21 protein-coding genes and 1 pseudogene are annotated in these 26,985 nt (G+C 44.4%); 16 read left to right on the top strand and 6 right to left on the bottom strand.

All coding sequences use genetic code 11. The annotated features are described in order from the left end of the window. Window positions 1–3: 3 nt before the first annotated feature. Together NKT06_RS31215 and NKT06_RS31210 are read right to left on the bottom strand one after the other, a co-directional pair. Entirely contained in the window at window positions 4–1,032 is a 1,029-nt protein-coding gene (locus tag NKT06_RS31215; RefSeq protein ID WP_253442202.1) for a zinc-binding alcohol dehydrogenase family protein, read from the bottom strand. Window positions 1,033–1,217: 185 nt separating this feature from the next. Then, window positions 1,218–1,607 (bottom strand): winged helix-turn-helix transcriptional regulator, encoded by a 390-nt coding sequence (locus NKT06_RS31210; RefSeq protein WP_253442200.1) that lies wholly within the window; start codon window positions 1,605–1,607, stop codon window positions 1,218–1,220. A 148-nt stretch (window positions 1,608–1,755) separates the two neighbouring features. On the opposite strand from NKT06_RS31210, the gene NKT06_RS31205 reads away from it, so the two are divergent. Next, complete coding sequence (locus NKT06_RS31205) at window positions 1,756–2,274, top strand: DJ-1/PfpI family protein (RefSeq protein ID WP_253442198.1); 519 nt, start codon at window positions 1,756–1,758, stop codon at window positions 2,272–2,274. 309 nt (window positions 2,275–2,583) lie between these two features. On the opposite strand, the gene NKT06_RS31200 is transcribed toward NKT06_RS31205, so the two are convergent. Both NKT06_RS31200 and NKT06_RS31195 read right to left on the bottom strand, forming a co-directional pair. Continuing rightward, window positions 2,584–3,129: a DUF6199 family natural product biosynthesis protein gene (locus tag NKT06_RS31200; protein WP_253442196.1), complete on the bottom strand. Its 546-nt coding sequence runs from the start codon at window positions 3,127–3,129 to the stop codon at window positions 2,584–2,586. 157 nt (window positions 3,130–3,286) lie between these two features. Then, entirely contained in the window at window positions 3,287–3,913 is a 627-nt protein-coding gene (locus tag NKT06_RS31195) for a hypothetical protein (protein ID WP_253442194.1), read from the bottom strand. A gap of 575 nt (window positions 3,914–4,488) precedes the next feature. On the opposite strand from NKT06_RS31195, the gene NKT06_RS31190 reads away from it, so the two are divergent. The 7 genes from NKT06_RS31190 (at window position 4,489) to NKT06_RS31160 (ending at window position 12,755) form a co-directional block, all read left to right on the top strand. Continuing rightward, window positions 4,489–7,179, top strand: coding sequence for an Ig-like domain-containing protein (locus tag NKT06_RS31190; RefSeq protein ID WP_253442192.1), 2,691 nt, complete (start codon window positions 4,489–4,491; stop codon window positions 7,177–7,179). Window positions 7,180–7,449: 270 nt separating this feature from the next. Then, on the top strand, window positions 7,450–9,573 hold the full coding sequence (locus tag NKT06_RS31185; RefSeq protein WP_253442191.1) for a 5'-nucleotidase C-terminal domain-containing protein: 2,124 nt from the start codon (window positions 7,450–7,452) through the stop codon (window positions 9,571–9,573). A gap of 355 nt (window positions 9,574–9,928) precedes the next feature. After that, window positions 9,929–10,474 carry a 50S ribosomal protein L25 gene (locus tag NKT06_RS31180; protein ID WP_253442190.1) on the top strand — a complete coding sequence of 182 codons (546 nt, stop codon included), beginning with the start codon at window positions 9,929–9,931 and terminating at the stop codon, window positions 10,472–10,474. A 170-nt stretch (window positions 10,475–10,644) separates the two neighbouring features. After that, complete coding sequence (locus tag NKT06_RS31175; protein ID WP_253442189.1) at window positions 10,645–11,262, top strand: hypothetical protein; 618 nt, start codon at window positions 10,645–10,647, stop codon at window positions 11,260–11,262. A 12-nt stretch (window positions 11,263–11,274) separates the two neighbouring features. Further along, window positions 11,275–11,553 carry a hypothetical protein gene (locus NKT06_RS31170; protein WP_253442187.1) on the top strand — a complete coding sequence of 93 codons (279 nt, stop codon included), beginning with the start codon at window positions 11,275–11,277 and terminating at the stop codon, window positions 11,551–11,553. 28 nt (window positions 11,554–11,581) lie between these two features. Beyond that, window positions 11,582–12,142 carry a DUF4303 domain-containing protein gene (locus tag NKT06_RS31165; protein WP_253442186.1) on the top strand — a complete coding sequence of 187 codons (561 nt, stop codon included), beginning with the start codon at window positions 11,582–11,584 and terminating at the stop codon, window positions 12,140–12,142. 271 nt (window positions 12,143–12,413) lie between these two features. Beyond that, on the top strand, window positions 12,414–12,755 hold the full coding sequence (locus NKT06_RS31160) for a hypothetical protein (RefSeq protein WP_047841001.1): 342 nt from the start codon (window positions 12,414–12,416) through the stop codon (window positions 12,753–12,755). An 84-nt stretch (window positions 12,756–12,839) separates the two neighbouring features. Here the strand turns inward: NKT06_RS31160 and NKT06_RS31995 are convergent. Beyond that, window positions 12,840–13,561, bottom strand: a pseudogene (locus tag NKT06_RS31995) (YheC/YheD family protein). A 519-nt stretch (window positions 13,562–14,080) separates the two neighbouring features. Between NKT06_RS31995 and NKT06_RS31150 the strand changes: the two are divergent. From NKT06_RS31150 to NKT06_RS31135, 4 genes are all read left to right on the top strand, one after another. Beyond that, window positions 14,081–15,175 (top strand): bifunctional glycosyltransferase family 2/GtrA family protein, encoded by a 1,095-nt coding sequence (locus NKT06_RS31150; protein ID WP_253442182.1) that lies wholly within the window; start codon window positions 14,081–14,083, stop codon window positions 15,173–15,175. Continuing rightward, the gene (locus NKT06_RS31145) at window positions 15,175–17,466 is read left to right on the top strand and encodes a glycosyltransferase family 2 protein (protein ID WP_253442180.1); all 2,292 of its coding nucleotides are present in this window, start codon (window positions 15,175–15,177) and stop codon (window positions 17,464–17,466) included. Before NKT06_RS31150 ends, NKT06_RS31145 begins: the two co-directional genes overlap by 1 nt. A gap of 11 nt (window positions 17,467–17,477) precedes the next feature. Further along, entirely contained in the window at window positions 17,478–19,331 is a 1,854-nt protein-coding gene (locus NKT06_RS31140; RefSeq protein WP_253442178.1) for a hypothetical protein, read from the top strand. Between the two features lie 102 nt (window positions 19,332–19,433). Further along, window positions 19,434–20,195 (top strand): leucine-rich repeat domain-containing protein, encoded by a 762-nt coding sequence (locus NKT06_RS31135; RefSeq protein ID WP_253442176.1) that lies wholly within the window; start codon window positions 19,434–19,436, stop codon window positions 20,193–20,195. 149 nt (window positions 20,196–20,344) lie between these two features. Here the strand turns inward: NKT06_RS31135 and NKT06_RS31130 are convergent, their stop codons facing one another. After that, window positions 20,345–21,436, bottom strand: a complete 1,092-nt coding sequence (locus tag NKT06_RS31130; protein WP_253442943.1) for a GntR family transcriptional regulator — start codon at window positions 21,434–21,436, stop codon at window positions 20,345–20,347. 441 nt (window positions 21,437–21,877) lie between these two features. Between NKT06_RS31130 and NKT06_RS31125 the strand changes: the two genes are divergently transcribed. The 4 genes from NKT06_RS31125 to NKT06_RS31110 all read left to right on the top strand — a co-directional run bounded on the left by NKT06_RS31125 (window position 21,878) and on the right by NKT06_RS31110 (window position 26,934). Then, complete coding sequence (locus NKT06_RS31125; protein ID WP_253442174.1) at window positions 21,878–23,494, top strand: xylulokinase; 1,617 nt, start codon at window positions 21,878–21,880, stop codon at window positions 23,492–23,494. Between the two features lies 1 nt (window position 23,495). Continuing rightward, window positions 23,496–24,191, top strand: a complete 696-nt coding sequence (locus NKT06_RS31120; RefSeq protein WP_047840995.1) for an L-ribulose-5-phosphate 4-epimerase — start codon at window positions 23,496–23,498, stop codon at window positions 24,189–24,191. A gap of 271 nt (window positions 24,192–24,462) precedes the next feature. Beyond that, on the top strand, window positions 24,463–25,887 hold the full coding sequence (araA, locus tag NKT06_RS31115) for an L-arabinose isomerase (RefSeq protein WP_253442166.1): 1,425 nt from the start codon (window positions 24,463–24,465) through the stop codon (window positions 25,885–25,887). A 165-nt stretch (window positions 25,888–26,052) separates the two neighbouring features. After that, window positions 26,053–26,934: an AAC(3) family N-acetyltransferase gene (locus tag NKT06_RS31110; protein ID WP_253442164.1), complete on the top strand. Its 882-nt coding sequence runs from the start codon at window positions 26,053–26,055 to the stop codon at window positions 26,932–26,934. Window positions 26,935–26,985 lie beyond the last annotated feature (51 nt).

Here is a 26,985-nt window from a genome sequence, read left to right as displayed (position 1 = left end):
TTTTTAAATGAAACCTTCTAATACAATTTTACCAATCGTCCTATTGCTCTCCAAAAATTTGTGGGCTTGACGGAGATTCTCTGCTGAGATGGGTCCAAGAACCTCGGTCAGTGTTGTCTTTAATTTTTGATGGTCCACAGCATCAGCAATACGATTAAGCAATAGATGCTGCTCAATCATGTCATCTGTTTCGTAAATAGCGCGAGTAAACATAAACTCCCATACGAAGGTGACGCTTTTTTGCTTAAGCAATTTGAGGTCCAGCGGAGAGGTTGGATCATCAATTGCGCATACAACGCCTTGCGGAGAGATAGCTTCGCTAATACCGGCCCAGTGTTTTTCCAACGCATTCAGGCAAAAAATGTACGGAACGTTTGTAAATCCAATTGCTTGAAGTTGTGGAAGGAGCGGTTCATGGTGATTAATGGTATAGTCCGCGCCCATCGATTTAACCCAGTTAACCGTTTCCGATCGGGAAGCAGTTCCGACTACAGTAAGCCCCGCTTGTTTTGCAAGCTGAATGGCAATGGAACCTACGCCCCCGGCTGCACCAATGATCAGCAGAGTCTTTCCTTTATTGAGGCCCGGATCTTGGGAAATAGACATTCGGGTAAATAACGCTTCCCAAGCTGTAATGGAGGTTAGGGGAAGAGCGGCGGCTTCCACAAAACTTAAGGAAACAGGTTTGCGCCCGACGATTCGTTCATCGACCAGATGGTATTCACTGTTTCCGCCTTGTCGTGCAATACTGCCAGCATAAAAAACTTCATCTCCGGGACGAAACAATGAACAGTCCGGTCCTGTCTCTTCCACGACCCCTGCTACATCCCAACCTAGAATTTTAGGGTTTTCCTCCACTCTTTCCTTAGGAGCTCGTACCTTTGTATCTACAGGATTGACCGATATGGCCGCAACTTTGACCAAAATGTCACGACCTGTTGCTTTAGGTTTTTCTACAACTATGTCCACCAGGCTTTGGGGATCGTCAATTGGAAGGTAACGAGTTAATCCTACCGCCTTCATTGTAGTCATGATGAACCACATCCTTTCCTTATTAGTATGCCCTTTATTAGTACTATATTGAAATGATCACTAGCCTTAAGGTCTTAAGCATAAATGAATTTTAGTTGAATACAGAGGTGAAGGCCAATTAAACGAATTGATTTGAAAAGTAACGCCAGGAAGATCATATAAAGGAAGGAACGATGAGTGGAGGCTTAATTGTTTGATTCCGGAATATCTATTTCTTTTATGATTTCTGCTATCCGATTTTTTCCCCATTCATACATCATTTCAACGATAGGAAGTAGAGTCATTCCCAATTCAGTCATGGAATATTCCACTTTGGGTGGAACTTCTGGATAAACTTCGCGATGAACTATTCCATCTTCCATCAGTTCTCTTAATTGATTCGTTAATATTTTATGAGATATTTTTGGAAAAAGCCTTTGGAGATCACTGAACCGATAGGGTCCTTCTACGCCCAAATGCCATAAAATAACAATTTTCCATTTACCACTTAGAATGGATAAGGTAAGTTCTTTTTCACAATTATAATCACCATTTATGATCTTTTCTTTAACTTCATCTCTAAAAGTATCTGGCATAAGCTCGTACCCCCTTATTCCTATCAATTGTAACCTGTAGGTAACCTTCTTACACAAAAGTGCATTCTTCACAGTGAAGAAAACAAGCATTAGAATGAAATAGTCGTCTTACCGGCAAATCTTTTTCACTAATTAGGAGGAACTACAAATGAGTAAAAAAGCACTCTTTATTATACCACCAGAACGTTTCAATGAGGACGAATTATTTCAACCAAAAGCCGAATTGGAAAGCAACGGAATTGATGTGACCATTGCAAGTACAAAAACAGGTGAAATCATAGGGGATTATGAAGGTAAAGCAACTGCTGAGGTCATTTTCTCAGACGTTATTGCTTCTGATTATGATGTTGTATCCGTTATTGGTGGATCCGGCACGAACGATCATCTATGGGGGAATCAAGAATTACAAGATTACTTGAAACAAGCGTACACGGATAAAGTTCTTGTAACAGGAATCTGTGCAGGTGCGGTTACTGTAGCTAAAACCGGTTTACTTACCGGAAGAGAGGCTACTTGTTATCCAGTAGATGTACAAAAAGATCAATTAAAAGCCAATAAAGTAACATATGTTGAAAAACATGTTGTTGCTCATGATGATATTATCACTGGTGATGGTCCGGATGGCGCTAAAGAATTTGGAGAAGCTTTAGTAAGAGCATTAAGCTAATTCTACATTTCCTCCTTGAATTTTTATATAATCGAAGCCTACGGACTTAATTCCGTAGGCTTTTTGCTAGTTTTATGGAGAACAGGGTACGGCATATGGCGCAGAACGGAATTAAGGTGACCCGGTATGCAGATGACATCATGAATCTGGGGAAGAGTAAACGAGCAGATTAAAATAAGTAAAACTATGAAACCTCAAGTATCCATATAAAGGCTTTAAATATCTGCAATTCCAATCACCTTATTTGTATATGTTAAACAAAAAAGAGCCTCACCTTGGTGAGGTTTCTTGAAGATTATAATGAAACTACTAATTACTATAATATGATTCAAACCAGTGTTTTAATTCGTCACTCATGATCTCATAATCCATCTCAGTTCCCTCTGGGTGCAATTCGATTCCTCCAGATGGTCCGAAAATAACGATGTCTAGGCTCGTTTCATCTGTAAATGTAATTTTCCCAGCATTGTTTGATCCAAAAGCATTACCTGTATCAAAAGGTCTAAGTTCTGCATCTTGTATCATATCAATAACCGTATGTTTTTCTTCCTCGCTTAATATCGTGGGATTAAACATACCGATACTGATTTCTTTTACTTGTCCTGCATCGAGTTTCTCATTAAACTGTTCTTCCCACTTACGCTCTGCCCCGCTGCCTGTGGAACAACTTGAAACAATCAGAATAAAACCGACAATTACAAAGACAATACCTGAAATCCGTCCAGCACTCAGTGCTAAATCACTTGGCTCCGCATTTTTAAACTTCCATCCCAGTCGCAAATACCAAGTAAAGTAAGGCCAAATCGCCATAATTAATCCGATTATTAAGACTAAAACACCTATAACTCCTGTCAAATAACCACTCCCTATATATGTTAATTATTCTATTTAATACGACATAAACATATTAAAGTTTCTAATATGTATCACAACCCTAGCTAAACTTCAGTAATCTATCAGCTTCCTTGGAAAATAAAAAAAGAGCCGCGTATCCGCAGCTCTCCATTTAACTTTAGCGACCGCCCGTATTAGAAGCCCAGACCGGAATCCAACTATTTGGATAATAGTCATTGGTCAGGGTTGTGTTATAGAGAACTAGATTACCATCACTTTGCATGACTAGTGTGTCACCTGTTGTGTTAGATGGTAAGCTGCCCCCATGATGACCTGGAATCCATGAGGTGGTGTTGGGAGACCAAGCAGCTACCTGTACAGAAGTATCAATCACCAAAACTTTATCCCATCCCCAACCAGTGTAATATTCGTATTTACCTGTAGCCGGGTTGAAACCATAGCGATAACCATATTGGTACACATCTTGATATTTCATGCCATATTTATACATGACGGGTTTCCCGTATTGTGGTTCAAACTTGAACGAAAGAGCCCCACTGTTACTGGTACCGCTACTCCAAAGAGAAGAACCATTCTGATAGATGACAAAATTCCCGTCATTCTGCCAAATGGCTGAAAATCTTCCATCTTGCGAAGTGAGATAGTCTCCCTTAGCCATACTTTGGCCGATCGTGAGCTTATCTCCAAGATAGCCGGCAGAAGCGGTCGCTGGTACGGCAAATGCAAGAATCAACAAGCAAGCCAAAAAAACTCGAAAAGATTTGGGGAAAAATAGATGATTCATTGGACACACTCCTATATTCCTTAGAATGGTTGAGGCTTCGAACGTAATACAATAAACCCTTACAGATAAGGCAAATGGCGATGCAGTGTTCGGTTAGGAGTGGTGAAAGAGCAATCAACACATCCCCCAATGATAATTAAAGGGAAATCAGATATACAGCGCTCTCCGGTTCACCTCCTTTAATAGACAAAATTAGTGGCTTGAATGCACTATATGTAAATGGATGTGTTACCTAGAGTGGAGGGGGTGAGAGCTCGATGGAAACTTGTTATTCAGCTGACTATGTAGGTGATCGCTCAGATATATTACTTTTTATTCCATTATAGCAACTAAAAAGATAAAATACATTATTTTCTACGAAAATCTATCTGTTCAATAGAGGAAGACATCAATCAATACTGCTACTAGTTCGATCTCGACTTACGGTTCATAGTTTCTGCTTGGGAAATGATTTATTTTTATTTGTGGGTATAGGAATTCGAACGTATGTGTCGAATTGATTAGATTAAATTTGAAGTATTTAAGAGGGAATTGATTTTATTGAGTAGTCCAGAGAGCGTTAAGAGGAGGAGCATATGTATTTAAGGAAGAAGATTGGAATTATTGTTCTGGTGGTATCCCTAATGGCAGGATTGTTGTGTCTTAAAGCATCAGATAAGGTGTATGCTGCGACTCCAACATCAACAATTTCGATGGAATATACGCTGCTGGGAATTGGCAGCACCGCAAAGGTATTCTTTACGTTCTCGGAACCGGTACAAGGGTTGGACAATGGAGACTTAACGGTTCCAGAAAGCGGCACACTGACTGCACCGGTCTCTTCGGATGGAGGTTATACGTGGACGGCAACTCTCACACCTATACCAGATATTACAGATGCGACCAACGTCATAACCCTGAACAACGAAGGTGTGATGAATCTAGGCGGTATTGTAGGTGTGGGCACGTCCGCTTCGAGTAATTATACTATTGATACATTAAGACCGACAGCAACCATTGTTGTAGCCGATACGGCTCTAACCGCTGGGGAGACATCACTGATCACCATCGCATTTTCCGAAACAGTGACCGGCTTTAGCGTTGCCGACCTATTAGTAGAGAATGGTACGGTGAGTGACCTTAGTTCCTCCAATGGAGGTATAACATGGACCGCGACATTAACGCCAGATATTGGTATCACCGATGCAACCAACATTATCACGCTTGATAATACGGGCATTCGTGATATTGCAGGCAATACGGGCACGGGGACAACGCCTTCGAGTAATTATGAGGTCTATACCGCCCGGCCAACGGCAACGATTGTCGTAGCCGATACAACGTTGAATATTGGCAAGACGTCTGATGTGATCTTCACCTTCTCTGAAGCAGTGGCCGGTTTTACGCTTGCCGACCTTGTGGTGACAAATGGAACCATTACCAATCTGGTTACGAACGACAATATTACGTATACAGCAAAATTGACCCCTACCCCCGGCATCACTGCGGGAACGAACAAGATTACACTTCATAATACGGGTATAGAGAATCAAGGCGGCATAACAGGTATAGGTACAACGGATTCCAATAACTTTGCCATTGATACGGTCAGACCGACAGCAACGTTTGACGTCGCCGATATGATCCTGACTGCCGGCAAGACATCAGAGGTCACCTTTACGTTTTCGGAAGCAATTACTGGCTTTACCAATGAGGACCTGACCGTTGCAAACGGCACGCTGAGTGCTGTGCATACATCTGATGAGGGGATTACATGGACTGCGACATTGATACCAACTGTAGGTATTGATGATGGAACCAATGTCATCACGCTTGATAATTCGGGTATTAGCGATATTGCAGGCAACGCAGGCACGGGAACTACTGCTTCGAATAATTACGCGGTCTATACCTCCCGACCAACGGCAACGATTGTTGTAGCTGATGGAACGCTTACTCTTGGCAAAACATCCTTGGTAACAATCACATTCTCTGAGGCGGTGTCAGGTTTTGATAATGCAGATCTGACGATTGCAAGCGGTACACTGACTACTGTCCGTTCAACCGATGGGGGAGTGACATGGACAGCAACGTTAACCCCGCAAGCGAATGTGAGCAAATCGGTCAATGTCATCACTCTTCAGAATACGGGAGTGTTTAATGGTGCAGGTAACGCAGGTCAGGGGATAACGGAGTCCAATCCGTACTCTGTTTTTACTGTACAGCCAGTACAAACAACAAGTCCGAGCAGTCCTTCTGCACCAATGGCCCCGATAGACAATACAGTCAAATCAACAACGGGTAAAATAACCGTTCCGATTGGTAAGTCAGGGTTGGTTAGCCTGGGTAAAGAGATTCAAATCTCAATTCCAGCAGGGGCATCATCTCGCGAGCTGATATTATCCATTGATAAAGTTTCTAATACGGAACCTTTGCTAACAAATAAAGAAATTCTGGCCAGCCCGGTATTTGAACTTATGAAGAATTTTACGGAGAACTTCCTCATACAGGTGAAACTGACATTTACATTTGATTCAACAGGTCTTGAGCGTCATCATTCGGCAGCTGTTTTTTATTTTGATGAAGCGAACAAGACATGGGAGAAAGTAGATGGAGATATTATTCAAGGGAATCAAATCACAGTCGAGGTCAATCACTTCACGAAGTATGCTGTCCTTGTTGTTGATCAAACTAGTGGAAAGCCCATCTTGAATACTCCAGTTGAACCGGCGACGGAATTGGACTTTAGCGACATCTCTGGACATTGGGCTGAAGCAAGAATTCAACAAGCGTTAAGCAGCGGTATAATTACCGGATATCCAGATGGAACGTTTAGTCCGGGGAAGAACGTTACACGTGCTGAGTTCTCAGTCATGCTGATGAACGCGTTGAATTCACAAAAAGCTGGGGCAGAACTGGTATTCTCAGATACAACGGAAATCGTATCTTGGGCCAAATTGGCAGTCTCGCAAGCAGTGCAGGAGGGCATTCTTAGCGGTTATCCCGACGACACGTTCCGGCCGAATGCCAATATCACACGTGTCGAGATGGCCATGATGGTTGCGAATGCGCTCAAGGTACCTACTACAGGCAATGCTACAACATTTTTTTCAGATGAAAAATCTATTCCTGTATGGGCAAAAACCTCTGTGGCAGCGCTGAAGGAACTTGGCCTTGTCGAAGGAATGGGAAACAACAATTTCATACCTAAATCACCAACCTCCAGAGCAGAGGCCGTCGTTCTATTAATGAACATGTTAGAGCATAAAGGAATCGTAGTTAACTGAGCAGTATCTCAATCTCTATAGAGTTGAAAGTAAACTTGGATGAAAGATACTCTTGTTGTTGAACGTGATGAGCTAGTTTATGAGCCGTTATATGAAGGTAATAAAGGCACCCTGCGGGGTGTCTTTATGTTTAGTCAGTAGTAAACATACCTCTTCTCTATCAATCTCCGAAATATTTTTTACATACATTTAATATAATCTATGACTTTTCTGAATTGAACTATGGTAAAATATCTCAGGATCGATAATTGGAGAGGGGTTTTGTAATTCATGTCTTGGAAAAACGTTCTGGGCAAAAGCACAATTCGTATCGCTACTACTGCACTATTACTCACACAACTGCTGGGGGCAGCAGGTTCAGTCTCTGCCGCAGGCAATGATGTAGAGGTACACTTGATTGGAATCAATGATTTTCACGGTCAGTTAGATACCACATCAATCGTTGGTGATAAAAAGGCAGGATCGGCTCCAATTCTAGCAACCTACCTGAAAGAAGCTCAAGCGAAATATGAACATTCCCTACTCTTCCATAATGGAGATTCTGTTGGTGCATCTGCTCCGGTCTCATCTATGGATCGCGACGAGCCTACCATGGAATGGATGAATATGATGGGATTTGATGTAGGGTCCCTGGGGAATCATGAATTTGACCAAGGTGTTGCTGCTTTGAAGGCACAGATCTTTGGTGGCCTGGATCCAAAAGAAGGTAAGGTAACACATGCTAGTGCAAAATTTGATTACGTTAATGCAAACGTCATTGAAACCGCTACCGGAAAAACACTGATTAAACCCTATGTCATTAAAGAAGTAGGCGGAGTCAAAATTGGATTCATCGGACTAGTGACCAAATCAACACCTGCCAAAGTATCCCCATCGGGTACAGCTGGTGTGCGTTTCTTAAGTCCGGAAGAAGAAGTTGAAGCCGTTAATAAATATGCAAAAGAATTGCAAGATCAAGGTGTAGAAACGATCATCGTTTTGGCGCATGATCCAGCAACCACCAAAGAAGGCGTAACGACTGGTGAAGCAGCTGATCTGGCAAAAGCTTTACCAGCAGATTCCCCTGTTGACGTGATCGTTGCAGGTGATAATCATGCTTTGGCTAACGGTGAAGTGAACGGAAAGCTGATCGTTCAAGCGTATTCTTATGGTACGGCTTTTGAAGATATCAAGCTGATGATTGATCCTGCAACGGGCGATGTAACTGAAAAATCAGCTACGGTTACAACGACTTTCCAAGAGGGTGTGAAAGAAGACCCTGAAACATTGGCAATTATCAAAAAATCATTGGACAAGCATCCTGAACTGACGAAGCCAGTGGGTACAACGGATGGTTCTGTATTGCGTACAGATGCCTACAATAATGAAGCGCCTCTAGGCAACCTGATTGCAGATGCAATGCGTCAAGCAGACTTTGGAGATAAAGCAAGCGCTGCTGACTTTGCATTTATGAATCCAGGTGGTATTCGTGCGGATTTACCAAAAGGCGATGTAACCTTTGCTGATCTTGCAAAAATCCAACCATTCGGTAATACATTAGTGAAACTGGAGCTGACTGGCGAACAGGTTAAAACCTTGTTGCAGCAGCAATGGGGTACTAATGCTGACGGTACACCAAACACCAAGACACTACAAATCTCTGGTTTGAAATATGCTGCAGATTTCAATAAGCCTGTTGCAGAGCGCATTACTGGACTTAGTCTGGAAGACGGCACAGCCATTGATTCTGCAAAAACATATACGGCTGTAGTTAACAACTTCATGGCTGCAGGCGGAGATAACTATAAAGTGCTGCTGGATGCTAAATCATCCTTGGCAGGTCCGATCGATCTGGATGTATTCTACGATTACATTGTGGAAACATTTAAAGGCGGTAACATTGAAGCTAAAAATGAAGGGCGTATCACAAACGTGGCTGTATCTAATGAGCCGACAGAAACACCTGCGACAACAGAAGTCATTTCTCGTGCTGAATTTGTAAGTGCGCTGGTGGATATGTTGAAATTAAATGAAGTAACTACAGCACCTGCATTCAAGGATGTAGCGGCTAATGCGACCTATGCAGATGCGATTGCTGAAGCTACGCATGCTGGATTCATTCAGGGCTACGGTGGAAACTTCTATCCTGATCGGGATATCACACGCGAGGAAGCTGCTACAATTCTTGCTAAATTGGTAAAAGGTCAAGCTACCGATAAAGAGACTGCCACGATTATTGCTAGTTTCGAAGATGGTAAATCCGTGTCTGCCTATGCAATGAAGCCTATGGCAAAACTGATTAATAAAGGTATTCTTGGTGGAACAGATCAAAAATCCCTTCAACCAAAACAAGGCCTTACTACTAACGATGCCAAAGTATTGATTGAAAAAACAGTTGCAGCTAAAGCCTCATAATGTAGAACTTATTAAACCTTATATTAAAAGGGGTTCTTTCTGGTAAGGAAGAGCCCCTTTTCCTTTTTCCATATGGATTCTAGAAGAGGTAGACGATGTTCTATCATTTACTTCAGGTTGATCGACAAAAGGTTGTTTCTATGATAGGGTTGAGGCATCCCAAAGGCATTCTACTCTTCCGAGTAGAGTGCCTTCATGTATATCATGGGAGCTTACATTAAATGTATTTTAAAATCAAATCGGATAGTATTTGGAGGTGGTGATGCTATGTTTCTCTCTTTAGCCCCAACAGGGGATGGTTGGATGCGTATGAAAAATGTGAAAATATCATTTAATAAAGAGGAGCGAACATAGCATGACTACTCGTTTTCAAGCGGAGACCCGCATTCCATTAAATTCATCCCGACTTAGGGATCTACGTAAATCCGGGCGGTTGCCAGGCATTGTTTTTGGCAGAAATACGGAGAATGAGATGGTTCATATTCCAACAATAGATTTTCAAAAATGGTTGAAGCAAGGAGCAACTGGTTTTATTGAATTGCAGTTTGAAGAGAAAGGCTCATTGACCGTATTATTGGAAGACCTCCAACGCGATTCGGTTACACGAGATTTGCTTCATGTGGATTTTCAACAGGTGCAAACTCATGAGATTATGCGTACTAAAATTCCTGTAAAGTTCAACGGCACACCGATCGGCACAAAACAGGGCGGAGTCGTGCAAGTTCAATTAGCTTCTATTGAATTGGAGGCATTGCCGAGACACTTGCCAACGTCGATTGAATTTGACATTAGTGATATGGAACTTGGAGAAACGCTACATGTAAGTGATGCAACGTTTGCACCAGATGTGACGGTGATCTCTGAGGGAAATGAGTCTCTTCTCTCTGTAGTTAAACCTTAACAATCCCAAATTCGCAGAGCCGAACAACTCGAAATTAGCCGTACGGATAATAATCTGTACGGCTAATTTGTGCTTTCATTCGCAAAATTCAGGTGTAAAGTAGGTAGACTCAGGAAAGGTGACCACTATAATGGAAATAAGATACATAAATAGGGAGGTGAGCGAAAAGAATGGACAAATTAAAGAATAGCGGATTCTATAAACTGAAGTTCTTCATCACTCCTCAGGAGTTTAAAAGTCTTTTGCAGCTTTTCGAGCAAAGACAAGCGCAATTTTACCGTACCAATGCGGACCGGACAGCGTATGATTATGATCAGGTGTACGAGGCGTATCAAACGTTTTATCAGTATTTTACGGCAGGAGAAAAGAGAAATGATGTCCACGCCTTCTTTGTTTACTCGATTTCTGTTGCGTCGAATCAAGAAAGTTCCGGATTTTTTGTGAGAAATGAAGGTGTATCTTTTCCATATCACGGACAATGGGCAGAGGAAGAACTGCCGTGCATCATGCTTTCATTTCCGAAAGGCGTTCAGGTTAATTTGGAAGACGAAAAAGGAAAATACTATATATATGAGGATATCCGGGATCATATGCCGCTGACCTATGCGTTTTTTGATGAGATTAGAGACTCTATCCAAAAAATAGCAAAGCCGCTTCGCTTCTCGGCACAGGACACAAATGCGATGAAGGTGCAGAAGCCCTCTGTACGTATAAGCCATGATGCGATGCATGATTTGAGCCAATCGTGGAGATTCAGTAAATATGGACTTGTGATCCAGGGCAAATAGGAGGGGGACGAAATGATGTTCGCCCTAAAGCTTATCTGTACCTGGGTACTGCTAGTTGCCTCATGTTCAGCAGTATGGTGGAGCTTCAGAACAGAAAAGCTTATAACCGTCTCTTGGCTGGTGTTTCTGCTACCGGCTGTCTTTCAGCTTGTTACGGCTTTCCGGATTGGTCCAGGCCAAGCAAAGTCACTCATCGTGTTCGGCTGCATCAATCTGGTGTTTGCTGCCCTTGTGGGTGCGGGTGTCTGGTATCTAGTCCAAATAGCCAATTCATATCGAAGGGGCAAATGATCAACGAATGGAAAGGGGAACTCTATTCATGAAGCCAATGCAAGAAATAGAGACACTGGCCATAGAAATCGCTGCTGCCGCCAGAAAGTCTTTTTGCACCCTTTTTGAAAATGGTGAACGTTACTATTATTGTACGTTATACACTACTGGCGAAGGACATGCGCCAAGCATCTCTGCCTGGTCGTGGGAAGCTTTGGGGTTGGAATCGGCTAGGCAAGCAGAGGAAAGTGATACGCCGGTATCCACGATTGCGGATCTCATCAAATGGTCGTATGCGAATTCGCCCTATTGTTGTTTTGGGGATGATCACTTTGACGGTGTCAAACAACGATTTAACGCGCGTCCTTCTATTACGGATCTAGAGATCGATGATTGGAATGTCGAGTTTAATTTGAGACTGAAAGCCATGGAGCTGGCAATGAAAATGCTCGATGATAAAGGCATATTTGCCTTGAATCAACCTCGAGAGTCTGTATGTGTCCTTGTTGAGATCATGCCGCCGGATAAGATCAATACCGAAATTGCCTTACGTTTGAATCGGGCGGAATCTCCGGCTATGCAAGCATGGTTGGCGGAGGCGGCAGAATAGAAGTATCTGCATTTGGGGAGTTTTGACCGTCTATGATGTACCGTTTCGACTCAATTGGCCCAATAAGATGATACTGACAGTAGTTCTATAATTCGCGAACCACCTTTGTATAGTAAAGGGTGGTTTTTTTGTGTTTGAGTTATGACATCAAGCTACTAGTTTCCCTCTACCACTGTACAAACACACTTTTTCTACCTTGTCCACATTTATACCTCACCAAAACTATTTAATTGCATTTAATAGACTATCAATAAAAAAGGAGGTTTTGAGAATGGGAAATAGAAGACCTGGAGCACCAAGAGGTGGTTATGACCCCGTTCAGATCTATAACTCGACTTCATTTAATGCGAGTGGAGTAGTGGAGTATGCATCTATCTTCTGTAGCAATGATAGATATAGTGTTCAGCGTGACGAGACTTGGAGATCTTCCGACCGTGGTGTGTGCCTGGTAACTAGAATCACCGCGACGGTTAGAACACCGAGTGGAAATATTGAAGCCGAGCCGTATACCTCTTCAGGTACGTCGTACAGCCAGTTCGCCATTATACAGGTAGGGGTAAATCAGTTCCGAGTGACGCGTGTTACAAGTGCGATTAGAAAATGCCGGAAATAACCGAAGAGGGTTAATATCAAGAACAGATACTAAACAGGAAGAGACGACTGGCCATGAGTAAAAGGCTGGTCGTCTTCTTTTGCTTTAATGTTCTTTGTACCATAATATTCTGCGGTGCATCGAGGAATCTTTTAAAAGTCGGAAAGGCCGTAAGGCTGGTTGATAATTGCCTTCGATAATCCAAATTCGCCGTTTCTTGTCGATGGCTATATCGAACCCGACTTGTCTAAGCATAGGGTAATGCTCTCCCAATCGTTTGGCAGCTAATCGTGCAACTTGTTCCGCTCTGACAAGTAAGCGTCGATCTCCAATTCGAGCTAGTCTCAGTGCTTTAAGAACTGGAATGGGGCGGTTATTCACATTGGTGACTTGGTATCCTTGTGCTGCGACTTTAGCATAGGAACCTGTCACGTTCCAAGTGGACGAGGAACTCTTTTTGCGCTGAACCATGATCCGAATGTCGAACGGCCTGTGTTTAATTTGAGCAAGCTGCAGACGCTTTTGGACAATATATTCATCACTTTTGATTGTTTGTTCGAACCATCGAGTAACTGCTCGTTGTCTCTCATGGTGACTGTGTTATTTTCATTTTGAATACGATAAGCATTTGCACCGCTTCGTTTAATGAACAAGATACCCCTTCCGTAACTGCCATTACGAGGTTTCAGTACAACGCTGGGATATTGAAGAAGCATCTTCGTTAGCGTATGCTTCTCAATCAACCGTGTTTCTGGCAACCGTTCAGCGAGAGAGGGCTCATCGCGCAGAATGCCATACTGCAACCATTTGTCTCTTTCGAATAACATTGGAATCACAGCCTTTTTCTCAATCGTCTATGGTAATTCTAATCCAATTCCGTGATTCGCATAAGTGACCATTCGTCCAGATTTGTAAGTTAAGAACGTGTAAAGGGATTTTTAATCAGATGGATATGGCTGAGAAGCCTTACTGGAGTATTACAGTTCTCTAAAAGAAGGTATAACTGCTCGAACATAAGATGAACTATTACGAGAAACGAAGGCATTCTGGGGAGGCGTTCATTCACGCTTCGATTGGCTTACGCAGGCGTACTTCTATCACCACCGTGGACAACTGCATGCCATGCTGGTACATGTGCTGAAACGAGAGCCAAATGTGCAATTGTTCGAGTAGTGCCAGACTAACCCTCAACTAGTATTTTTCACCTATGAATTGGCTTATAAAAGAGTGCAACTTTTTTACCAATATATATACAAGTTATTCGTTTACTGTATACCTTTTCGATGTTATACTCACAATATTCAAAAAAGAATCTGTGAAAATATGTCGAATTGAGGCTTATCAGGATGATTATAGGTAGACAAAACGGCGAAACGATCATCCTCATTCCATCACTTGAACCGGATGAGAGACTTCCAGCCTATGTACGGCAATTGCGAAAGTATGGATTTACTAATATTGTTATTGTGGACGATGGATCGGGTGAGGCCTACCAGTCGATTTTCGAGGAACTTCGTGAGAACGGTTGTGCTCTGCTAACACATGCGGAAAATCAGGGGAAGGGTGCGGCACTCAAGACCGGATTTCAGTATATTGCACAGCAATTCGATGCATCTTCCTTCGTCGTAACCGCTGATTCAGACGGACAGCACGCGGCTGAGGATGTATACCGCATAGCCCAAGAAGCCAGGCTTCACCCGGACTCGTTGGTGCTCGGGGTAAGGAACTTCAGTGAGGGGAACATACCGCCAAAGTCCCTGTTAGGCAATCGGATGACCTCCTTTATTTTTGCCATGCTGTATGGTAAAAAGCTGTCAGATACCCAGACTGGGCTTCGTGCCTTCGGTCCCGGGTTACTTGCGTTTATGCAGGATGTTCGCGGCACTCGATTTGAATATGAGCTGCAGATGCTCATCTCGTGCATCCAATCGGGCATTCCGATTCATACCATGCCAATCCAAGTCATTTATGAAAATGGCAATGCAGGAACACATTTTAAAGCAGTCCAGGATAGTGCCCGAGTCATGGGTGTGTTGTTCTCCAATTTCTTCCGCTTTATCTCTTCTTCCGTAGCCAGTTCTGTTGTTGATTTAGGTATTGCCTGGTTTTTGATCGACGCGTTGCGGCCCGTGTTGGGTGAGCAGCACTATCTAAGAATTCTGCTTGCAACCGTGATTGCGAGAGTGATTTCCATTGTAGTCAACTATGTACTGAACAGACACTTTGTATTTCGCAAAGAGGATAGCCAGGGAAGTCTATGGCGTTATCTGACGTTATGCGGAGTGGTGATCTTGCTGTCCAGTACCGGCGTATATATATTCCATACCGTTCTCTTCGTAGATGAGAAATTGGCGAAATTCGTCTGTGATGCCTTGCTGTTCCTGCTCAGTTTCCAATTGCAGCGAAGATGGGTATTTGCAGCAAGGAGGAAGCAGCTGTAGTGCAAAACGAAAAAAGGCAGAATATCTTTTTTATCATCACGATGATCCTGATGTCGATTTATCTGGTATGGCGTACGTTCTTTACGTTGCCATGGGGTGAAGGCGTTCTGAACGTCATTTTTGGTATGCTGTTGATTGTTGCTGAAACGGTCACCGTACTGACAACCTTTGAATTATTCTTTCAAAAGATGCAAAAAGAACGTACACAGCTCGACTTTCCAATCGTTCCGCCGGAATATTATCCGGATGTGGATGTATTTATCGCTACGCATAATGAGCCCGTTGATCTGTTATATAAAACCGTTAATGCCTGTACATTCATGGATTATCCGGACAAGCAGAAGGTTCATATCTATCTCTGTGACGATGGAGCAAGACCTGAGGTGGAGGAGCTTGCCAGACAGTTTGGCGTGGGATATCTGGGGTTCCCCGGAAACAAGGATGCCAAGTCTGGTAATCTGAACAATGCACTGAGCAAAAGCTCTTCTCCGCTCATTGCAACGTTTGATGCAGATATGATTCCACAGCACACCTTCCTGATGAAAACGGTCCCCTATTTCCTGCTCTCTACGTTTATTAAGGAGAACGGGGAATGGCGTCCTCGCCGAGAGGATGAAATGGACCCTACGTTCAAGCTTGGACTGGTACAGACCCCGCAGAGCTTCTACAATCCGGATCTATTCCAGTTTAATCTGTATGCAGAGCAAGGCATTCCGAATGAACAGGATTTCTTCTCCAGAGAAGTGAACATCCTGCGTAATGCCTCCAATGCGGTAGCCTATACAGGAAGTAATACGATTATTTCCCGGCAAGGTATGGAAGACATCGGAGGTTTTCCGCTCAATACGATCACCGAGGACTTTGAGACAAGCATCCGCTTGCAGCAGGAAGGTTACATTACTTATGCGACTCAAGAGGTTCAAGCTGCCGGGCAGACAACAACAACAGTGAAGAGCATGATTAAGCAGCGGATTCGCTGGGCACGGGGGATTATTCAGAGCCTGCAGAACACGCGCGCACCCATATCCGGGAAGCTTCCTTTCTGGACGAGAGTGACCTACTTAAGCAGTTTCTTATACTGGTGGTCCTTCTTTAACCGTTTGATTTTCATTATGGCGCCTATTTTGTTTGCGTTATTCGACTTCCAGATAGTGAATACCACCTTCTGGCAAATCTTAATCTTCTGGCTTCCATCTTATTTCTTCTATAGTGTATCCATGCGATATCTGTCCAGCAATATTCGGAATCAGCGCTGGAGTCAGGTTATCGATACCATATTTATGCCTTATCTGATCTGGCCGGTTCTCCTGGAAACGCTGGGCATTCGTGAGAAAAAGTTCAAAGTTACCAACAAAAGCAGAGCAAGCGGTCGACAATGGATGTCTGCTCTTTTATATGCACTTCCGCATATCTTCTTGCTGTTGCTTTCCATTGCAGCCGTGATTCGGTATGTCAATGGCAAGTACGGTATTGCGCTGTTCTTCAGCAGTATCATTATTTTCTGGCTGATTCATAACATGATCGCACTATGTTACGCCCTGTTCTTCATGATTGGCCGTCGTGCGTATCGGGAGACAGAACGGATTCGGGCGCAGGAAGATGTTACGATTCACGACCAAGCCAACAATCTGCGCTATCAGGCCAAGACGGTGGATGTATCTGAACAAGGTATTGCCTTCTATGTCCCTTATCCCATTTATTTGGCTGAGCAAAAGATCATTTCTCTGGTCGTCAAAACCGACCGGTATGAGGCCAATCTCGACGCAGTCATCGTTTATGTGAAACAGGATGGAGAGGGCTGGCGTTACTCCGCAACGGTTCAGCCGATTGATGAGAATGATAACCGCCAATACATGCAGATCATCTACGATCGTAAACACTCCTTGCCAGAGCAGATGAATCTGTGGGATACGGCTTATGACGATATGCTACGTAATGTGAAAAAACGGATTGTTCAACCCAGATCGGATCAGCGGAAAATGCCGCGGCTTTCCCTTCAGCTTCCAGTTCATTTTACCAATGAGGCTAGCTGTACGCTGCGCAGCTTCAATTATCGTTTCTTTTCCGCGACGGGTTTCCATGGGGATATTGCAGCAGGAGCGGTGGTTACTTTTTATACGAAGAGTAATATTGAAGTCATTTTGCAACATACGGGAAAAACGACAGCCCGTGAGCGCGAAGTGCTCCTCTCGGTGGAGAATATCGATGATATTGTAGAGAAGGGCCTGATCGACCAATTGCTGACTGATTTGATTCAGCCACATTCCGATCGTTCCACCAGAGAGGGTTAGGAGAGATAAAGATGCTCATTGTGCTTCATTTTCTGATGGGAGTTTTATTGATAATCTCATTTGTTGGTTATATGCAGTTTGTTCGGAAGACACTTGCACTACGGTGGGAGTTTATCCCTGTAATTGTGTTTTCCTCGATTGCCTGCATCGTATATTTCGCTGGCTTGGCAGGTCAGCTCTTTATAGGAAGTATTATCGTGTTGATTATAGGGTTGGTGCTGTATAGAGGCAGTGTGGTCGGCGCTTTGCGCCAAGGCATATCTTTTCGCATGTCCTTTTCCATATTTCAATTTTCATTCCTGGCAGGGACTTTTGTTTTCTTGTTGGTACTCTTTCAGAACCAATTAACACATTACGATAATTTCTCCCACTGGGCTGTCGTTTTGAAGCAGATGCTGAGTACAAATGCCTTTCCGACGTCAGACTCCAATCTGATAGATTTTAAAAACTATCCGCTCGGGACTTCGTCATTTATTTATTATGTCTGTCGCTTCATGGGGCATTCCCAGTCCGTGATGCTTTTGGCACAAGGTCTGCTTATCTTTTCCTGTTTTTATGCCATGTTTGGCATTGTTTCAGAGAAGAAACGCTTTCTTTTGTACGCTTTTCTCGGACTTGGGTTATCTACGCTTTCTTTTTTCAATCTGACGATTCGGATCACTAATCTACTCGTGGATTTCTTGCTTCCAATCTATGCGCTCGCGATCCTGGCGGTTATATACCAATATCGTCATGAGATCAAAAAGGCATGTATTGTTGTTCTTCCGCTTGCCGGGTTGCTAACCATCATCAAAAGCACAGGGATTATTTTCGCCGCGATCGGCCTGATCTTCCTGGTGTATACATGGTTGAGAAATGGGCAGCGCTCGAACTGGAAAGTCGGACTGGCTGTGCTTGGTACCATTGGTGGTTCATTACTTCCGTATTTCGGCTGGAGCTGGCGAATGGCGACGGTATTCCAAGGGATTGATAACAAGTTCGAGGGAACAGCCTCGGTGATCAAAGCGGGCAAGACGGGAGAACAGAAATGGGAGATTCTGACGCTCTTCCTGAAATCAAGCATAGATATCACGTCCAGGCCTGTGCTCGGCATTGTACTTTTCCAGCTTATCGCGATCGGAGCTTCGGTATTTGCTATCGTTGTGCTCAAGAAGAAATGGAACTTATGGAAAGCATTAATTGCTTTGGACGTTGTTCTGTTACTGTACTATGCAGGTATTCTGGCGCTGTATCTCTTCTCCATGCCACTGGATGAAGCCATTGTCCTAGCAGGCTTTGAGCGTTATGCATCGAGTATCGTGGTGCTGTTCGCCGGGGGGCTGGTATTGTGCGCTGCGATCGACCTGGAGCGTTCATTCCACTATCGGATCGGTGAAGTGCCTGATTATCAGTCCTTTAAGACGGTCAAGACGAAAGGTCATTATCAAAAAGGCATTATCGGCTGTATGGCTGTTGCGGCAACCATCCTTTTATCGGAATATAACGGGATCGTCTCGATTGCCAAAAGCTATGATACAACGCTCCCTTACAAGATTCATGCGGTTACCGGTGATCGGTGGTACCCAGGTGGGCAGGAGGATAACAACAGATATCTCTTCTACGCCTCAGACAGGGACCAGCAGGTCACGAATTATTACATGCAATATGTAGGAAAGTATTTCTTGTATGCTCCACATGTGGACGGGATCGTGTTGTTCTATGAGGACAATATGGACAACCTGTTGAGTGGCTATGATTATCTGGTGGTCGTCGAGACGGATCTCAACGCCAAGTATTTGTTGAAAAAGCACTACGGCATCGACATGCAAGAGGGTATCTACAAAATCACCCGTTCCGGGGATCAGATCGTTCTTACGTTGACTTGAGATCATAGATGTTGAGATCCTGCCCGGGATAAAGGCAATATCCATGCATTTCATTCCAGATAACGGTGTATTTCCAGTATTAAATAATGTAGGGAGATCGATATGCGTAATCAATTTATCAAAAATTTGATCGTGTTATGTTTGGTTTTTGTACTATTACCGACCACTATTATCTCGGCTGCATCGCTTATCAAAGACCCGGTCTTGGCCGAAGTTATTCGAGCAGATCTGACGCTATCGGCTAAGAAGGAAATAAAGGCTGGCGATTTGAAAAAATTAAAATCCATATATGCTATGGAAACGAAAAGTAAGATTTCCAATCTGCAGGGGCTTGAACATGCCGTTAATATGACGGATTTATTCTTGCCTGGTCAAAATATAAAGAGTATTAAGCCACTCAACAAGTTAAATAAATTGACGTTCTTAGCTGTTGAAGGCAATCAGATTGCAGATATCTCGCCACTTATAGGTCTGACTAATCTGCAAAATCTGGTTATGGACAATAACAAAATCAAAAGCCTGGCTCCATTAAAAAATATGCGTAAGCTAACCAGTCTACTCGCCAGTGGGAATCAGGTGACTGATCTAAGTCCTCTTCAGAAGTTAAAGTTGGAATGGGTGATTATGAATGATAATAAAATTCAAGATCTGACACCTTTAAAGAACCATCCAACCTTGGAATATCTATATGTAGAAGATAACCTCATTAAGGATATTGCAGTGCTCGAAACCATCCCACATCTAACAGAGGTATATTTGGCTAACAATCCGTTGAATGATCGTGCTGGGCAGGTGATAGAGAATTTGAAGAAAAAAGGCGTCATTGTAAGTTTGGTAAGCGAAGAAGCGGATCAGGCGAAGTAAATTCTATTTGAAGATGTATATGTACGAAAAGGTTAATCCCTCATTATAGTGAACAAGAACAAAGAAGGCCGCAGATATTCTGACGGCCTTCTTTAAGTATGTTAGACAGAAACGCTCGGTAACAACTTAACGCTCGTCCCACAACAATATTACTCCACTACGATCTCCTTTACCGTCTCCCCCTCAACCAGCACCGGCTGATAGTAGGTGTTGGTGGGTAGATCCTTTTTGCCTTGCAGATTCTTGATCACCCAGTCGGCAGCGTCGCGGCCCATTTGTTCTTGGGGATGGGTTAGCGTTGTAAGACGGATATTGGCGTTCTTGGCGATGTACGAATTGTCCTGTCCAATGATGGATAACTCATCCGGGATCGAGATGCCGAGTTGCCTACAGGCGTGCACTACCTCCAGTCCCACCTCGTCATTGTAACAGACGATTGCGGTAAGCGCATCTCTGTTTTCGTCCAGATACGCTGCTACATTGGAGGATAACTCCGGTTTCGAGGCGGTATCAAAGGAAAGCACTTGATCAGGATGGAACCGTAACTTCGCTTCACCAAGTGCCTTGATGTACCCCTTCATCCGGTACTTGCCCTGCAAATCATCCATTTTGGCAATAATGCCGATCTGGGTATGGCCTTTGGCGATCAATTCACGTGTGGCGAGATAACTGGATTGCACGTCATCTAGACAGAAGAAAGGAACCTCCAGCTCTTCATAAAAGGCATTAATCATCGTAAACGGTACATCCTGCTCTTTGAATGACAGGTAGTATGCAATATTGGGATTATACAGATTACTTTTGGTCGGTTCCACAATCAGGCCATCCACACCGTAGGAGAGCATCATTTCGAGTGCTTTTTTCTCCTGTGCCACATCATTATTGGTGCTGGCGAGCAGTAGCGAGTAGTTGTCCTCATTCAGACGACTCTCAATACCGCGGATAATGGAAGGAAAGATGTAATCCGAGATGTATGTTGTAATCACGCCAATGGTTTTTTTTGATGTATTGCCGCCTGATCGTGATCGATACTGATTGCTAACGTAAGTTCCTGAACCCTTTTCGCTTCGTAAAAATCCTTCGTTCGATAACTCCAAAATGGCTTTCCGCACCGTCTGGCGACTTACATTGTAGCTTTCCTGTAATGCCAACTCGGTTGGAATCTGTTCGCCTATGTTATATGCCCCCGAGAGGATATGACTCTTTATATCATCAATGATGACCTGGTATTTTGGCTTCACGTAGTCCACTTCTTTCATCGTTACTCATCTATATCAACCTTGTTGTTCAAATAGTTGTACGTACATATTTTAGCATGATTCAGTTTGAATGCATATAAAACAGCATATTTTTCGAAATGAACCGTACATATCCAACCTTTTAGCAATGAGGTGTACCTTACAGCATAGCCATTTTATAGCTGCATGAGACCTTTGGATAGCCAAATAGAACACAATATGTGTCCTTTGTAAGTATAACTATTATATATTATTGACAAATGTACGTACAAAAAATATACTAAGGCTGTCAGAAAAGGAAAGCGCATTCTTTGAAAACACAGAATTTTCGAACAACCTCTTATACAAAATTCATAACTAGTTACTGCTATAAGTAGAAGCTTCACCTTATATATGCATCCTTAGGGATGTGAAATCGCGACCGGAGAGGGGATACACGTGATTATGAGTCAATTGGACTTAAAAGAAGCCATTACTAAAGGGGCTACTTCACTCGGAATTGAATTTGGATCAACGCGGATTAAGGCGGTGTTGATTGACGAGCGTTTTGAGACTATCGCGTCAGGTAGTTATGAATGGGAGAACCTCCTGAAAGGTGGCTATTGGACGTACAACCAGGAGGATATCATCACAGGTCTGCAAACGGCTTATCGTGAGATGAAGCAAGATGTGGAACAGAAATACGGAATTACGCTGCGCACGGTCGGTTCCATCGGATTCTCGGCCATGATGCACGGATATATCGCTTTGGATAGCGCGGGCGAACTGCTGGTACCTTTCCGCACCTGGCGTAACGCTACGACGGGAGCAGCTGCAAGGGAGCTGACGGAACTTCTGCAATTCAATATTCCTGAACGCTGGAGCATCGCCCACTTGTATCAAGCGATTTTGAACGAAGAGGCGCATGTGCCACAGATCGATCATCTGACTACTTTGGCTGGGTACATCCATTGGTTGCTGACGGGCAATAAGGCGATTGGCATCGGCGATGCTTCGGGCATTTTCCCCATTGACGAGTCTACACATAATTACCACCCATCCATGATCCAACAGTTCGATGAACGGATCGCAGGCAAAGGTTATCCGTGGAAGGTCGAGGACCTGCTTCCGAAGGTATATCTCGCTGGTGAGAACGCAGGTGCATTGACGGAAGCGGGAGCCAAGTTGCTCGATCCTTCGCAAGATCTGCAAGCAGGCATTCCGCTCTGCCCGCCAGAGGGCGATGCCGGAACGGGTATGGTAGCAACGAATAGCGTGAAGAAACGTACGGGGAACATCTCGGTCGGCACCTCGGTATTTGCCATGATCGTACTGGAGAAGGAACTATCCAAAGTGTATCCGGAGATCGATATGGTCACCACACCGGATGGAAGCCCAGTAGGGATGGTGCATGCCAACAACTGTTCAAGTGATATCAACGCATGGGTGGGACTGTTCCGGGAGTTCTCTCAAGCGATGGGATATGAAGTGGATAACGGCAAGTTGTTTAGCGTGTTGTTCAATAAGGCTTTGGAGGCAGACCCAGATGGTGGTGGCTTACTCAGCTACGGTTACTACTCAGGCGAGAACATTACGGGACTTGAGAAAGGCCGTCCATTGTTCGTCCGCTCCCCAGAAAGCAACTTCAATCTGGCGAACTTCATGCGGACACACCTGTTCAGTGCCTTCGGTGCACTTAAGCTGGGTATGGACATTTTGACGGAGGAAGAGAATGTAGCCATTGATAGCATTTTGGCTCACGGTGGCCTGTTCAAGACACCTGTTGTCGGACAACGGATTGTAGCTGCTGCGATGAACGTACCGGTCTCAGTAATGTCTACCGCTGGTGAAGGCGGCGCATGGGGCATGGCACTTCTGGCTTCGTACTTGATCAACAAGGATCAAGAGGAGAGCCTGGATGTGTTCCTGGAGCAGAAAGTCTTCAACGATGTTGAGGGAGTCGAAGTGGCGCCAGATGCATCGGATGTGAAAGGGTTTGAAGCATTTATCGAACGCTACCGGAGTGGACTTGCGATTGAGCAATCAGCCGTGGATCATCTGGTAGAGAACGGGAGGGAATAACATGTTAGAACAACTGAAGGAAGAGGTATTCCAGGCGAATCTGGAACTGCCCAAGCACGGACTTGTAAAATTCACTTGGGGTAATGTCAGCGCAATTGATCGGGAAAGCGGTCTGTTCGTCATTAAACCGAGTGGCGTTAGCTATGATGTGATGAAAGCAAGCGACATGGTTGTGGTTGATCTGGACGGTAACGTAGTGGAGGGTGAGATGAGACCTTCCTCGGACACTGCAACACATGCCGTACTATATAAGCATTACTCGGAGATTGGTGGCATTGTGCATACACACTCCACGTGGGCGACGATCTGGGCGCAAGCTGGACTGGACGTACCAGTTATGGGAACAACACATGCAGACACGTTCTATGGGGCGGTGCCTTGCGCACGTTTCCTGAACCAGGACGAGGTGGATCGCGGATACGAAGCGGAGACAGGACGCGTCATTATTGAAACGTTCGAACAGCGTGGAATTGATGTTATGGCGGTTCCGGCAGTGTTGCTCCATGGTCATGCACCGTTTACGTGGGGGAAAGATGCCAAGTCTGCGGTGGTGAACAGTGTCGTACTGGAGGAAGTATGCAAAATGAACCTGTACGCGCGGCAATTGAATAACTTCGCGAAGGAACTGCCACAAGGCATCTTGGATAAACACTATCTGCGTAAACACGGAAAAGACGCATATTACGGACAGAAGTAATTAGGTTATAACAGTGACTGGAAGCATGTTCTGGCTTCCAAGTGGTTTAGTGTTGGAATGACTTGTTCAACTATACTTTTTACACGATAACGGAGAAGACAGAAGAAAGCTGGAGAAGCGGAGCGTTCGCCTTTATCACTGGATTTTCCCTTAAGATAAGGGATTCAAAAAAATCCAGGGATAACAGCGATCGAAAGATTATTCTGGCTTCGCAGTGTTCTAGTGTAAACCCATATTGTTCAACTATAAAAAATGAAATGAGGATGATTATATGTCAGCAACAGCAGCAAAAGAGTTCTGGTTTGTGGTCGGTTCACAGCACTTGTACGGAGAAGAAGCACTGGGCGAAGTAAAAGCTAACGCACAGAAAATTACGGATGCCCTTAATGCCAGCGGCGTACTACCGTACCCGCTCGTATTGCAGGATCTGGCGGTAACCGCAGATAAAATCACGAGCATCATGAAGGAAGTCAATTATCGCGACGAAGTAGCGGGTGTCATCACATGGATGCATACCTTCTCCCCGGCGAAAATGTGGATTCGTGGTACGAAATTGCTGCAAAAACCTTTGCTGCATTTGGCAACTCAATTCAACGAAAGCATTCCTTGGGCAACCATCGATATGGACTTCATGAACTTGAACCAAGCGGCACATGGTGACCGCGAATATGGCTTCATTAATGCTCGTCTGAAAAAACAAAACAAAATCGTTGTTGGCTACTGGGAACGCCCGGAAGTGCAACAACAGGTTGCAGACTGGATGGACGTAGCGGTTGCCTTTAACGAAGGCTTCAACCTCAAAGTCGCTCGCTTCGGAGATAACATGCGTAATGTTGGCGTGACCGAAGGGGATAAAGTGGAAGCACAAATCCAATTCGGATGGACAGTTGATTACTTCGGCATTGGCGACCTCGTGCAATATGTGAACGCCGTAACGGAGCAGGAAATCGATGATCTGATTGCTCAGTATAAAGACCTCTATGAATTTGATTATGGCACAAACAGCAAGGAAGCTTGGGAAGCCAGCGTACGTGTGCAAGCGAGCTATGAGATTGCGATCAAACGTTTCCTGGACGAAGGTGGGTACAGTGCCTTCACGACAAACTTTGAAGATCTGCATGGAATGAAACAGCTTCCAGGTCTGGCTGTACAACGCCTGATGGCTCAAGGGTACGGATTTGCCGGTGAGGGTGACTGGAAAACAGCTGCGCTGGATCGCTTGCTGAAAATCATGGCCCATAACGAGAACACGGGCTTCATGGAAGATTACACCTACGAGATGGCTGCTGGACAGGAAGCGATCCTGCAATCCCACATGCTTGAAGTAGATCCGACACTGGCTAGCACGAAACCAAGAATCATCGTGTCCCCACTGGGCATTGGCGATCGTGAAGATCCGGCACGTCTCGTATTCGATGGCAAAGCAGGCGAAGGTGTCGTGGTATCCATGGCAGACTTCGGTACACATTACAAACTGTTGATCAACGAAGTATCCGCATTTGAGCCAACCGTTCCAGCACCTAACCTGCCGGTAGCACGTGTTCTGTGGAGCGTGAAGCCAAACTTCCAGGACGGGGTAAAAGCATGGATTGAAAATGGTGGCGGTCACCATACGGTTGTATCCTTGAACCTGACGACAGATCAAATCGTGACGTATGCGAAACTGGTGAATCTGGAGTACGTTATTATTAAGTAAAAGTAGATTGGCAGCTACTGCATGAACTTATACAAATCTTTCTCTGTGGCCGGGGGTTAACCCTCGGCCCTTTATTTGTTATGCTGAGAAGCATAATGTGAAACTGAGCAAGAATTTAATTTTTCATCGAAAAGGGATAAGAAATGAAGGAGGTTAGAAAAGGATATGTACACAAAAGAAAGCTTGATGCAGCAACTGGAGCAGCTTGGTTTGGATCGCCAAGGTACGTTGCTTATGCACTCTTCAATGAAGAGTTTGGGTGATGTTGAAGGTGGAGCAGATACGGTGCTGGATGCCTGTAGCGACTATATGAAAGACGGATTGTTGGTGCTTCCCACTCATACGTGGTCTACCATTAATGCGGATAACCCAATGTTCCACGTGGAAAATTCTGTATGCTGTGTGGGTATTCTGCCTGAACTTTTCCGTAAACGTCCGGGCGTGGTCCGTTCGTGGCACCCGACGCACTCGGTAGCAGCACTGGGACGGGACGCAGAGGCGTTTACGAAGGACGATCATCTCTTTGATACACCGTGTGCGAGAGGTTCGGCATGGGGGAAACTGCTTGACCGTAAGGCGACCATTCTTCTGGTAGGCGTTGACTTGAAGCGGAACACATTTATCCATGGGGTCGAAGAGTGGGTGGACATTCCAGGCAGAATGACAGACGAGCATGAGATGTTATATACGATTTTACCGGATGGAAGTGAGATTTCAGTACCGTCCCGCAGACATTGTGGGTTGCCATGGTCAGAGCATTTCTGGAAAGTAGACGAGGTACTGGTTCGAGAAGGTGCGATGCGTAAAGGACAACTTGGGGATGCCGTCGTTAGAGTGTGTGATGCGGCTAAGACGTCAGAGGTAATTACGGAGTTGCTGAAGGACAATCCAGACTTATTCTCGGACAACGAACCCTTTTATTCCCCTAAATATGAAGCTGATCTGGTCGGAATGAGTCATGAAGCATATCTCAGAAAGGAGGTACGTTATAAGCAACAATTGGAGCTGTTGATCGCTGAGAAGCAAGTCGTTGAAGGCGAACGTTGACTTGATCATGAGCAAGTCATAGCTAAAATACGGAAGAGTAGATGTTCCTGA

The organism is Paenibacillus sp. 1781tsa1, from assembly GCF_024159265.1.
Lineage (GTDB): Bacteria > Bacillota > Bacilli > Paenibacillales > Paenibacillaceae > Paenibacillus.
Note: the sequence above shows the minus strand (reverse complement) of the source record. Positions and strands in the feature narration are given on the sequence as shown.